The sequence below is a fragment of the Sutcliffiella horikoshii genome (genome assembly GCF_002157855.1).
Classification (GTDB): Bacteria; Bacillota; Bacilli; order Bacillales; family Bacillaceae_I; genus Sutcliffiella_A; species Sutcliffiella_A horikoshii_C.
Map to the genome: position 1 here is coordinate 1,980,943 of NZ_CP020880.1, position 12,916 is coordinate 1,993,858.

A 12,916-nucleotide genomic window follows, 5' to 3' on the forward strand; every position below is an offset into this window, starting at 1 on the left:
GAGTCCCATTCACAGGGTACTATTTTCATCACATCTTTCGTATGTATTAAGGATGTTTCTAAACCGCGATGAGGTGTCAATATATGAAAATTATAGTTCAAAAGTTTGGTGGAACGTCTGTAAGGGATGAAACCAGTAGACATGCTGCAGTCAAACATATAAAGAAAGCCGTGAATGATGGATACAAAGTAGTTGTTGTCGTATCCGCCATGGGAAGAAAAGGGGAGCCCTACGCAACAGACACCCTTTTGAACCTTGTGGAAAAAGGAAAGAACAACGTGTCTAGGCGCGAAATAGATATGCTTTTATCCTGTGGGGAAATTATCTCTTCCATTGTTTTCAGTAGCCTGTTGCAAAAAGAAGGAATTTCCGCAACAGCATTGAATGGTCCACAGGCCGGATTTCGAACCAATAATGACCACACAAATGCGCGTATCATTGAAATGAAATGTGAAAGACTTCTTGAAATGCTAGAATTGCATCAAGTGGTGGTTGTAGCAGGATTTCAAGGCGAAACGAAGAACGGAGATATTTCTACCATTGGGCGTGGAGGAAGTGATACTTCAGCTGCCGCATTAGGTGCAGCCCTTCAGGCAGAATGGATTGATATTTTTACAGATGTGGAAGGGGTCATGACCGCAGATCCGCGTATCGTCAAAGATGCTTCTCCATTGCCTGTTGTCACCTATAACGAAATATGTAACATGGCATATCAGGGCGCGAAAGTAATCCATCCGCGGGCCGTGGAAATTGCGATGCAAGCAAAGATTCCAATTCGTATCAGGTCGACGTATTCTAACTCAACTGGGACATTAGTCACCTCCCTTGATAGAATGGGTAAAGGTGCTGATGTGAAGGACCGCTTGATAACAGGGATAGCCCATGTACCGAATGTCACGCAAATAAAGGTATTTGCAAAAGAAGGAAATTATGGTATCCAAACAGAAGTCTTTCGAGCAATGGCAAATGAACAGATAAGCGTAGACTTTTTCAATATCTCCCCTACTAGTGTCGTCTATACCGTCACAGATGAGATGAGTGAAAAAGCGATAAATGTATTGCGAAAGTTGGGTTATGAGCCGAAAGTTAACCGCCACTGTGCAAAAGTTGCCACAGTTGGAGCAGGAATGACAGGCGTCCCAGGCGTAACATCAAAAATAGTGACGGCACTTTCAGAATTAGGCATACAGATTCTTCAATCCGCAGATAGTCACACTACAATCTGGGTACTTGTAAAACAGGAAGATATGATTAAAGCGGTGAATGCTTTACACAAGGCTTTCAATCTTGCAAAAAAACAAATAACGATCATACACCCAACCGCAGAAGAAGGAGAGAAAACAGTTCATGATTAACTTTGGTAAAGTATCAACAGCTATGGTAACCCCTTTTGATAATAAAGGAAACATAGATTTTGAAAAAACAACACAATTGATTAACTATTTGATTAAAAACGGGACGGATTCCGTTGTTGTTGCCGGTACAACAGGAGAATCTCCTACACTATCAACAGAAGAAAAGCTTGCCCTTTTCTCCCATGTAGTAAAGATTGTCGATGGTAGAATTCCCGTAATAGCAGGAACAGGAAGCAATAATACCCGAGCATCTATTGACCTGACGAAAAAGGCGGAGGCTGCAGGTGTTGACGCCATCATGCTAGTGGCACCATATTACAGTAAGCCTAGTCAAGAGGGGCTTTATCAGCACTTCAGTACAATCGCATCTGAAACTACCCTGCCTGTCATGCTATACAATATTCCTGGCAGATCTGTTGTTAACATGTCAGTTGAAACCATTGTGCGCCTTTCTGCTATTGAAAATATCGTTGCAGTCAAGGAAGCAAGCGGTAACCTGGATGCCATGACGGAAATAATTGCAAATACACCGGATGAATTTGTCCTATACAGTGGGGATGACGGGTTAACCTTGCCGGTTCTTTCTATAGGAGGTAATGGTGTGGTTTCTGTAGCCTCACATGTTTTAGGGAATCAAATGCAAGAGATGATTCGTTCTTTTGAGACAGGAGAGTTTGCAAGTGCAGCTAAACAGCATCAATCGTTGCTGCCTATCATGAAGGGACTATTCAGTGCTCCGAGTCCTTCCCCAGTAAAAACAGCCCTGCAATTAAAGGGAATGGATGTCGGCGGTGTCAGACTACCGTTGGTGCCGTTAACAGAAGAAGAAAGAAATACGTTAACAAAACTTATAGAAACTGTTTAATATACAAAAAGAACCAAGGCTTGTTATAAAGCTTTGGTTTTTTTGATAGATAAGAAAGAATGTATGAAAACTGATGATTTCCGTTCCAGGCGCTTCGCTTGCCTGCGGGCGGTCCGTGAGCCTCCTCACATCCGTTGCGGGGTCTCACCTGTCCCTTCCTCCCGCGGGCGTCTGCGCGCCTTCCACTCCAATCTACAAAGTGATTGCATTTACCTTTGTTAAAAAGACAATCTCTCAGTTACTAAAGAACTTTTTACATTTCTTTAACATACTTTCTAGCTGTGTATTGGAGCAAATGGCGTAGACTCCAGCGGGGGAGTAACGGTTGATTGAGACCCCTGAAGCGTTGTGAGGAGGCTCAAACACCGTCCCGCGGAAAGCGAAGCCATTTGCGTAAAGGAACAGCGGGGATTAACCAATCAACTAAAAAACCATTAAATTCCAGTTATTATAATATTTCTTGTATTCCAATTCTTTCATACGTTATAATAATTTCAAATGACATGGAGCGGATAAATTGATTTGGCACTAGGTAGCTGAAAATTTAATAGATCTCTTGATGCAAAGCGTGCATTATCGTCATAATTCGTGTTACAGATATATAGGAGGTAAAAAAGTGAATACACCACAGATAGAGAAACTTAAAGTGTTTGCCCTCGGGGGGATCGGGGAAATCGGTAAGAATATGTACGTTTTAGAAATGGAAGATTCGATTTATATCATGGACACAGGTGTCATGATTCCAGAAGACGGGATGCTTGGTATTGATATGGTAATACCAGATACCACTTATCTTGAAGATAACAAGGACAAGATTCAGGGTGTTTTCCTCACGCATGGCCATGAAGAACATATGGGCGGGCTTGCATACATCCTAAGGAAGTTTAAAGCTCCTGTATATGGTACTAAATTTACTTTGGCACTTGCAAAAGAACTTGTGAACGGGCTTGGATCTAAAGAACAAGTAGAGTTTAAAGAGGTAGATGATACCACTGTCTTAGAGTTACCTCAAACAACAGTGACCTTCTTCAGAACGAACCATAGCATTCCTGATTCTGTGGGTATATGCTTTCATACTTCACAAGGTGCAATCGTGCATACAGGTGACTTCAAATTTGATCAATCCCAGTTATCCCAGAATGCAGATTTGGGGAAAATTGCGGAAATAGGCAATAAAGGTGTTTTATGTGTTCTTTCAGATAGCACCAATGCAGAGAAGCCTGGGTATACGGTTTCCGAATCCGTTGTTAAACAAGAAATTGCAGATGTAACATATAATGCAAAGGGACGCGTATTTGCAGCATGCCTTTCCACTAACGTCGGACGTATTCAACAAATTGTTCAGGCAGCTGTAGACAGCAACAGAAAGCTTGTCGTTGTTTCTCATCCAACAGACCGAAACTTCACGATTGCAACAGAACTAGAATACTTAAACATACCGGATGACCTGCTTGTACCTGTTAATGAACTTGGTAGCCTAAAAGATGATAATGTAGTGGTCCTTACGATTGGGACGCATTCCCAACTTATGTCTTCTCTTTTAAAAATGGCCAAAGGCACTCATAAACATGCTCAGATAAAACAACAAGACATTGTTATGATTGCAGCTTCGCCCTCACCTGGGACAGAAGTAACGGTAGCTAAGGTGATAGACAAGCTATACCGCGCCGGTGCTGTTGTTATTTATGGTCAAAAGAAAATTCATTCCTCTGGTCACGGTTGTCAGGAAGAACTTAAGTTAATGTTGAACTTGCTTAAGCCAACGTATGTTATTCCAATCCAAGGGGAATTCAAAATGCAAAGAGCGCTCTCTAAAGTGGCAGAAAGCGTTGGAATTAATAAAGATAACATTTTCTTATTGAATAAAGGAGAAGTTGTTGAGTTTAACAAAGGTACTGGAAAATATGCTGGAAAAGTATATGCTGGAAATGTTTTAATAGACGGTCTTGGCGTCGGGGACATTGGAAATATCGTTTTAAGAGATCGTAGATTGTTGTCGCAAGACGGTATTATGGTGGTTGTCGTTTCCATCAGCAAGAGCCAAAAAAGAATTATTGCAGGTCCAGAAATTCTTTCAAGAGGTTTTGTATATGTAAGGGAGTCAGAGGAACTTCTAGACAGAGCAAATGCGATTGTGACAGAAATTCTCGACAATGCAGTAAAAGAACAAGTTCTCGAGTGGTCAAGCTTGAAACTGAAAATAAGAGAATCCCTCAATCAGCACTTATATGAAAAGACTAGACGTCGTCCAATGATCCTTCCGATCATCATGGAAGTATAATATTTCCTTACCCGCAGTGTGGCAGTTAATGCCGCACTGCGGGTTTTGTTTTTCTTTTAGTTGCGAATGAAAAAAAACATCGCGTCAATACTATACTTAAGAAAACTTATTCTAGATGGGACGGAAGGAGATTATCACATGTCTGATTTTACATATCAATCATCAGAACAAACACAAGGGGAGCCAAACAAGCAGGATGCAGGGAAGGATTCCTTAGTCAATAAAATCCAGCAGCTTGGTCAAACGAATGTTGCCCAAATGCCATCTGACTCAAAAATTCATTGTCTTACCATAGTCGGTCAAATTGAGGGGCATGTCCAATTACCTCCTCAAAACAAAACAACCAAATACGAACATGTTATTCCTCAAATAGTTGCAATTGAGCAAAATCCAAATATTGAAGGCCTGCTAGTTATTTTAAATACGGTAGGTGGAGATGTCGAAGCGGGGTTGGCTATATCGGAAATGCTAGCTTCCTTGTCAAAACCAACCGTCTCACTCGTGCTTGGTGGCGGGCATTCCATCGGTGTACCTATTGCGGTCTCTTGTGATTATTCCTTTATTGCGGAAACTGCCACAATGACCATTCATCCTGTTCGATTGACAGGTTTGGTTATTGGAGTTCCCCAAACCTTTGAATACCTTGATAAAATGCAAGACAGGGTCATTAACTTTGTAACTAAAAATTCCGGTATTCCTGAAGAGAAATTCAAGGAGTTGATGCTCTCAAAAGGAAATCTCACCCGTGATATCGGAACGAATGTAGTTGGTGCAGATGCTGTGGAGTACGGGCTAATTGATCAAGTTGGTGGAGTTGGCGAAGCGATTCGAAAGCTCAATGAGATGGTAGAAGCAAAAAATCCAAATAAAACGCAAGAAGGGAAGATGTTGCAATGATTCTCTATACGACCATGCCGCAGGAATTGATCTTTCCAGTGGAAAATGGCGAATATGAAAAACAACGTGTGATTGATTTTAACGGCGTCTCCTTAGTTGTTCAACAAACAGAGATGAACAACTATCAGATTGTCCGAAATTTGAGCACAGACCCGGCACATTATCTTAGTAGCGAGTATTCTCCAGGTCAAACGATTAATTTTCCTTAACACCGTTTCAAGTGTTAGGGCTTATGTTATAATACAAGCATCAGAGGAAAAAGCAGCCAGTATTTGTTGGCTGCTTTCGTCTTCTCATTATGGTCAGATAGGTGAGAAATATGTCAAAACGAAAAAAGAGACAAAGAAAAACCAAAAACCGGGATGAATGGAAACGCACGGTCACCTTTGAAGTGATGGGGCTGCTGTTGTTGGCCATTACATGTATAGCGATTGCCAAACTTGGTATGGTAGGACAAACCTTTGTTCTATTATTTCGTTTTTTTAGTGGAGAATGGTATATGCTTATGCTTCTTGGGTTATTGCTCTTGTCGGGCTATATCATCTGGAAAAGGGAGCTTCCTACCTTCTTCTCAAGGCAATTGGTTGGTGTGTACGTTATTATGATGTCTGTTTTATTACTTAGCCATGTTACGCTGTTCAGGATGTTGTCACGTGGAGGCTCATTTGCTGATCCATCCGTTATCGGCAATACATGGGAGCTTTTTTGGCTAGAAGTCAACGGAGAAACAAGTACAACAGACCTTGGCGGCGGAATGATGGGAGCGGTATTGTTTGCCCTGTTCCACCTGCTATTTGATGCAAGAGGCGCACAGTGGATTGCTATGATATTCATCGTGATAGGTATCATATTAGTCACTGGAAAATCCCTCAATGACACGGTAATCAAAGTTGCTGCAGGCTTATTCGGTTTTGCGAAAAATCAATGGGTTGCATTTATGGAAGATATGAAAGGTTGGAAAGAGGACAGCAATAAACGAAAAAAAGAGAAACAAGCAGAAGAGAAAAAGCAAAAATCAGAGAAAAAAGAAAAAACAGAAGAAGTCCTTGTTGTGGAAGATACTTCAGAAGAAATCATCTCTCCACCTATCATTTCGTCTTTTAACGACCGGGAGTCAGAAGTAAACCAGGTTGAAGCAGAACCTGTAGCATCTTCAAGTGAAGACAAAGAGGCTGGACAAGAAGAAGCCGGGGAGCTCATTGCGGGTCCTATGGCCTTTACTGAAGTAGAAAATAAGGAATATGTGCTTCCGTCTCTTGATCTTTTAAACAAGCCAATCGCGAATCATCAGACAACAGAGCATGAAAACATTTATCAGAACGCTAGAAAGTTAGAGAAGACGTTTGCTAGCTTTGGGGTAAAAGCTAAAGTAACGAAAGTTCATCTCGGTCCTGCTGTTACAAAATATGAAGTATATCCAGATGTCGGTGTTAAAGTCAGCAAGATTGTAAACTTAAGTGACGATTTGGCACTTGCACTGGCAGCCAAAGATATACGAATTGAAGCCCCAATACCGGGCAAGTCGGCTATTGGAATTGAAGTGCCAAATAATGAAGTTGCAATGGTATCCCTAAGAGAAGTTTTAGATACCAAACAGGCCGAAAAGCCGGATGCGAAGTTATTGATTGGCTTAGGCCGTGATATTTCTGGAGACTCTGTCGTGGCAGAGCTTAATAAAATGCCCCATCTTCTTGTGGCCGGTGCAACAGGTAGCGGTAAAAGTGTATGTATAAACGGAATAATCACTAGTATTTTAGTGCGTGCAAAGCCACATGAAGTAAAAATGATGATGATTGATCCTAAAATGGTAGAGTTGAATATGTATAATGGGGTACCACATCTTTTGGCACCAGTTGTAACGGATCCTAAGAAGGCCTCTCAAGCACTGAAGAAAGTGGTAAATGAGATGGAACGTCGTTATGAGCTTTTCTCCCACACGGGTACAAGAAATATCGAGGGGTATAATGACTACATAAAGAGACACAATCAGGATGAAGAAGCAAAACAGCCTTCCTTACCGTACATTGTGGTAATTGTAGATGAGCTTGCCGACTTAATGATGGTCGCTTCCTCCGATGTCGAAGACTGTATAACAAGGCTTGCCCAAATGGCTCGTGCAGCAGGGATCCACTTGATTATTGCTACACAGAGACCATCTGTTGATGTTATTACAGGGGTTATTAAAGCGAATATCCCATCTAGGATCGCCTTTAGCGTTTCGTCACAGACAGACTCTAGAACGATTTTGGATATGGGAGGAGCGGAAAAACTTCTTGGACGAGGGGACATGCTGTTTCTGCCGGTTGGTGCGTCCAAACCTATAAGGGTACAGGGTGCATTCCTATCTGATGAAGAGGTGGAGCGTATTGTGGACTTTGTCATCGAACAGCAGAAGGCCCAATATCAGGAGGAAATGATTCCTCAGGATATCAATGAAGAAGTGGAAGATGTGAATGATGATCTTTATGATGATGCTGTGCAGCTCGTACTAGAGATGCAAACTGCCTCTGTATCCATGCTTCAGCGTCGATTCCGGATAGGATACACAAGAGCTGCAAGGCTAATCGACGCCATGGAAGTAAGGGGAGTAGTTGGACCTTATGAGGGCAGCAAACCGCGAACGGTATTAATATCAGGAAATCAAAGTGAAGATGTGGGTTCATAAAATCAATTGGAAAGGCGGCTATCAAAAGCCGTCTTTTTATCATATATAAATGGTAAAATGCATAAAACGCTTACTTTTTCGACAAAAAACTATAATTTCTATTTATTTTACCCCTAAAAAGTGTTATATTATTTTGGATTAATAGGAAAACATGAAAGTGTTTTGTAAACGGTTAATGGGGGATCAGTTATGACGATTCGGTCAGACAGCAGACATTTGTATTTACTAGTTGTAGACAAATTAAAGCAAGATATCGAGAATAAGGTGTATAAAGAGAAAGAAAAATTACCTTCCGAATTCGAATTGTCTCGACGTCTAGGTGTTAGCAGAGCAACATTAAGAGAAGCATTGCGTGTATTAGAAGAAGAAAATATTGTCGTAAGAAGACACGGTGTAGGAACCTTTGTTAATTCTAAGCCGGTATTCTCATCAGGGATCGAACAGCTAAATTCTGTAACGGAAATGATCTCACAAGCTGGAATGAAGCCGGGGACGGTCTTTTTAACTTCCACCATTGAAACACCAAGCGAAGAAGAATTAATAAAATTCAATAACAAAGAAATCAGTGAAGTCCTTCACTTTGAGCGTGTAAGAACTGCCAATGATTTACCGGTTGTTTACTGTATTGATAAAATTCCTACCACGATCGTAGAAGACTATCAATCCTATAAGAACGAATCTCTCCTGAAACTTCTTGAAAAAGAAGCGGGTAGATATATTTCTTATGCTGTAACACATATTGAACCCGTCGGTTACCATGACAAAATTTCACCGATTCTTGAATGTGAACCTGAGACGGCATTGCTCGTATTAAAACAAATGCATTATGATCAAAATGACGAACCAATTCTTTATTCACTCAACTATTTTAGAGCAGACAAATTCAGCTTCCATGTTTTAAGAAAGCGTCCATAAAGACTGCGGAACACCACAAATTCGTGGTGTTTTTATTTTGAGCATTTCTCTGGGCTATCTGACTTGAAAATCTTTCTAATTTAACGTTATATTGGGTTTAGGACTATTTTTTGAACGTTATAGAAAGAATAGTACTGTCTATATTTTTATACGATTAATAACAGAATGAAAATCTGTTGTGTTAAGCATCAAAGTAAAGGAGGAGATTTCTTGAAACTAGTTGATGAAAGAACGTACACGCTTAATGGAATTAACGTTCACACTATTCCGACGAATAAATTTAAAACGAATACTATTGTATTGAAAGTAAAGGCTCCGTTATCAGAAGAAGATGTAACGGTTCGTGCTATATTGCCGTATGTCCTTCAGAACGCGACAGAGTCCCATCCGCAACCTTCCCAATTCAGGGCATATCTTGATGAATTATATGGTGCCAGCCTTGCTGTGGACCTTAGCAAAAAGGGCGAAGATCATATCATATCCATAAGGTTAGAGATTGCCAATGAAAAGTTTCTAAAAGATTCTACACCACTCCTTGAAAAAGGGATTGAATTGTTAAGCGAAGTCCTATTGAAGCCGGTAACTGAAGGAAATGGGTTCAAAACAGCTACAGTGGAAAAGGAAAAAAGGGCATTAAAACAAAGAATTCAATCTGTATACGATGATAAAATGCGTTATGCAAGTCAGCGTCTTATCGAAGAAATGTGTGCAGAGGAACCTTACCGCCTGAGTGCAAACGGTGAAAAGGATAAAGTAGAGGCCATAACAGCAGAGTCTCTTTACAGCTATTATCAAAACATGTTGAAAACCAACGATATTCACCTTTATTTGGTGGGAGATATAAAAGAAGAAGAAGTAGACGAATACGTTAAAAAGTACTTTGTATTGCCTGACCAAGAAAACAAAGTAACCTCTTCCATCCAACAGCCTAATAAAGATATGACAGAACCGAACGAAGTCATAGAACGCCAGGATATTAAACAAGGTAAATTAAATATTGGCTACAGAACAAACGTGACATTTAAAGATGATCTATACTATGCTTTGCAAGTCTTCAACGGCATCTTTGGCGGTTTTTCTCATTCTAAGCTTTTTATTAATGTAAGGGAAAAGGAGAGTTTGGCCTATTACGCTGCGTCGAGAGTAGAGAGTCATAAAGGGTTATTACTTGTCATGTCCGGGATTGACTTTTCCAATTACGAAAAAGCAGTGACCATCATCAATCAACAAATTGAAGCGATGAAACAAGGGGAATATACAAACGGTGAAATTTCCCAGACGAAAGCGGTCATTAAAAATCAAATTCTTGAAACAATTGATACTGCAAGAGGATTGATTGAAGTTCTATATAATAATGAAGTTTCAGAAGTTGACAAACCAATAGAAGCATTCCTAGAAGGGGTAGAGAATGTTACAAAAGAGGAAATTCAGGAAGTTGCCAAGATGATTGAACTTGATACTACCTACTTTTTGACTGGAAAGGAGGCGTAAAAGATGGAAAAAATCGAATTTAAACAATTGGAAGAAAACCTATATCACGAAACACTAGACAATGGATTAGAAGTGTATCTTTTACCAAAATCCGGTTTTCATAAAACATATGCCACATTTACGACCAAGTATGGCTCTATAGATAATAAGTTTGTACCACTTGGTGAGGACGATTTTGTAACGGTCCCAGATGGAATCGCTCATTTTTTAGAGCATAAGCTTTTCGAAAAAGAGCATGGGGATGTTTTTCAAGATTTCAGTAAACAAGGCGCCTCTGCTAATGCCTTTACATCTTTTACTAGAACGGCCTATCTTTTCTCAAGTACATCAAATGTGGAAAAAAATCTTGAAACCTTGATGGACTTTGTCCAAGCACCGTATTTTACTGAAAAAACTGTGGAAAAAGAGAAAGGAATTATCGGGCAAGAGATTACGATGTATGAAGATAATGCTGATTGGCGTGCCTATTTCGGATTGATTGAAAGCATGTTCCATTCACATCCTGTTAAAATAGATATTGCAGGCACCATTGATTCCATCTCTAAGATAACAAAAGATTCTTTATACACATGCTACGAGACGTTTTACCATCCGAGCAACATGCTCTTATTCATTGTCGGACCAATGGATACATCAGAGATGATGCAATTTATCAAAGATAATCAAGCGAAGAAAACTTTCAAAGAGAAAGAAGAAATTAAACGTCAATTTGATGAAGAACCAACATCCGTGAACGAAAAGAAGAAAGTTTTAAAGATGAATGTCCATACGTCTAAATGTATGGTTGGAATTAAAGAGTCTAATCCAACTAAACAAGGGCCAGAACTTCTAAAGCATGAACTGACAGTGAACATATTGCTCGACCTTTTGTTCGGGAAAAGTTCTGATCACTACCAAAAGCTTTATGATGACGGTCTGATTGATGAAACATTTGCTTATGATTATACTGGAGAAAATGGATTCGGCTTTGCCATGCTTGGCGGAGATACTTCAGAACCGGATAAATTAGCAGAAAGAGTTCAAAGTATATTACTGCAATTTGATCCAAACTCAATTGAAGAACAGGAACTAGAACGAATTAAAAAGAAGAAAATTGGTTCTTTCCTGAGAGCACTTAACTCACCAGAATTCATTGCAAACCAATTTACCCGGTATGCTTTTAATAATATGGATCTTTTTGAGGTAACGCCTCAACTTGAGAAAATTACGCTTGAAGACCTAAAAGCCGTTGCTAAGGACTTTATCAAGGAAGAAGCATTCACAACGTGCCAAGTTGTGCCAAAATAAAGATACAACGAAGTCCGGTTCGGCACTATCGAACCGGCTTCTTTTTATAAAGGATGATATACATGAGAAAAACCGCACTTTTAATTGGAGCAAGCGGAGATATTGGCAAAGAAATTGCTAAAAATCTTTTGAAAGAGGGCTACACAACCTACCTCCACTATAACCAGGATAATCAGTCCATACATAAGCTGCAGAATGAATTTGGCGAAGAAAAGGTTATTCCCATTCAATCAGACCTGAGCACTGAAGATGGTGTACATAAACTCAAAAACAGCACGTATACATTTGTTGATACGATTATTTATAATGCAGGAACTACCTTTTATGGATTGATGACAGATGTTGACGAACAAACAAAGCAACAAATGATACAACTTAACATAACATCATTATATTCAACCATCCAAGCTTTTCTACCAGAAATGGTTAGAAAGCAAAACGGCAATATTGTAGTGGTTTCTTCGATCTGGGGGGAAATAGGGGCTTCTTGTGAAGTGCTTTATTCAATGACAAAAGGTGCACAGCTCTCTTTTGTAAAAGCGTTGGCCAAAGAAGTGGCTTTGAATGGAATTAGAGTAAACGCGATAGCACCTGGAGCCGTATCAACAAAGATGTTGAATAATTTATCTGAGGAAGAAAAACTGGAAATAAGTGATGACATTCCAATGGGGAGATTAGCTCAACCTTATGAAGTTGCCGATTCTGTAAGCTTTTTGCTTTCAGATAAGTCCTCTTATATTACAGGACAAGTTTTAGGAGTAAATGGCGGATGGAATTAACAAACGATGAATAAATGAGACAGGAGCTTCACATACTAACTCTTGAACAAATGTGGAAGGAGGAGTTAATATGTCAGTACTTGATAACTGGGATCAATGGAAAGGTTTTTTAGGTGACCGTTTGAATCATGCAGAACATGAAGGAATGGACAATGGAGCTATTTCTCAACTTGCTTATGAAATCGGTGACTATCTTGCAAAAGAAGTAGAAGCGAAAAACCCTCAAGAGAGAGTTTTAGCTGACCTTTGGAAAGTTGCAAGTCCAGAAGAGCAACATGCTATTGCCAATATGATGGTAAAATTGGTTCAAAACGACTCAACGCATTAAGAGAGGCCTCTACCTCTCTTTTTTTGTTTGCCAAAATTCGAGATTATTCACAA

At 39.9% G+C, this 12,916-nt stretch carries 11 protein-coding genes; all 11 read left to right on the top strand.

The window, feature by feature from the left end; genetic code table 11:
• The first annotated feature begins 83 nt into the window (after window positions 1–83).
• The 11 genes from dapG (at window position 84) to B4U37_RS10300 (ending at window position 12,863) form a co-directional block, all read left to right on the top strand.
• Window positions 84–1,355 (top strand): aspartate kinase, encoded by a 1,272-nt coding sequence (dapG, locus tag B4U37_RS10245; RefSeq protein ID WP_088018131.1) that lies wholly within the window; start codon window positions 84–86, stop codon window positions 1,353–1,355.
• Window positions 1,348–2,220 (top strand): 4-hydroxy-tetrahydrodipicolinate synthase, encoded by an 873-nt coding sequence (gene dapA / locus B4U37_RS10250; RefSeq protein WP_088018132.1) that lies wholly within the window; start codon window positions 1,348–1,350, stop codon window positions 2,218–2,220. Before dapG ends, dapA begins: the two co-directional genes overlap by 8 nt.
• Before the next feature lie 616 nt (window positions 2,221–2,836).
• Window positions 2,837–4,501, top strand: a complete 1,665-nt coding sequence (locus tag B4U37_RS10260; RefSeq protein ID WP_088018133.1) for a ribonuclease J — start codon at window positions 2,837–2,839, stop codon at window positions 4,499–4,501.
• A gap of 138 nt (window positions 4,502–4,639) precedes the next feature.
• Entirely contained in the window at window positions 4,640–5,398 is a 759-nt protein-coding gene (locus B4U37_RS10265; RefSeq protein WP_088018134.1) for a ClpP family protease, read from the top strand.
• Window positions 5,395–5,607, top strand: coding sequence for a YlzJ-like family protein (locus B4U37_RS10270; protein ID WP_088018135.1), 213 nt, complete (start codon window positions 5,395–5,397; stop codon window positions 5,605–5,607). The genes B4U37_RS10265 and B4U37_RS10270 overlap by 4 nt, the downstream gene beginning before the upstream one ends.
• A 110-nt stretch (window positions 5,608–5,717) precedes the next feature.
• Window positions 5,718–8,063: a DNA translocase FtsK gene (locus B4U37_RS10275; RefSeq protein WP_088018136.1), complete on the top strand. Its 2,346-nt coding sequence runs from the start codon at window positions 5,718–5,720 to the stop codon at window positions 8,061–8,063.
• Window positions 8,064–8,252: 189 nt separating this feature from the next.
• Window positions 8,253–8,978: a GntR family transcriptional regulator gene (locus B4U37_RS10280; RefSeq protein ID WP_088018137.1), complete on the top strand. Its 726-nt coding sequence runs from the start codon at window positions 8,253–8,255 to the stop codon at window positions 8,976–8,978.
• A gap of 210 nt (window positions 8,979–9,188) precedes the next feature.
• Window positions 9,189–10,469, top strand: a complete 1,281-nt coding sequence (gene yfmF, locus B4U37_RS10285) for an EF-P 5-aminopentanol modification-associated protein YfmF (protein WP_088018138.1) — start codon at window positions 9,189–9,191, stop codon at window positions 10,467–10,469.
• Window positions 10,470–10,472: 3 nt separating this feature from the next.
• A complete protein-coding gene (yfmH, locus tag B4U37_RS10290; RefSeq protein WP_088018139.1) occupies window positions 10,473–11,756 on the top strand; it encodes an EF-P 5-aminopentanol modification-associated protein YfmH in 1,284 nt (427 codons plus the stop codon).
• A 62-nt stretch (window positions 11,757–11,818) separates the two neighbouring features.
• Window positions 11,819–12,535, top strand: a complete 717-nt coding sequence (ymfI, locus tag B4U37_RS10295; RefSeq protein WP_088018140.1) for an elongation factor P 5-aminopentanone reductase — start codon at window positions 11,819–11,821, stop codon at window positions 12,533–12,535.
• A gap of 70 nt (window positions 12,536–12,605) precedes the next feature.
• Window positions 12,606–12,863 (top strand): DUF3243 domain-containing protein, encoded by a 258-nt coding sequence (locus tag B4U37_RS10300; protein WP_010193278.1) that lies wholly within the window; start codon window positions 12,606–12,608, stop codon window positions 12,861–12,863.
• Window positions 12,864–12,916: the final 53 nt, after the last annotated feature.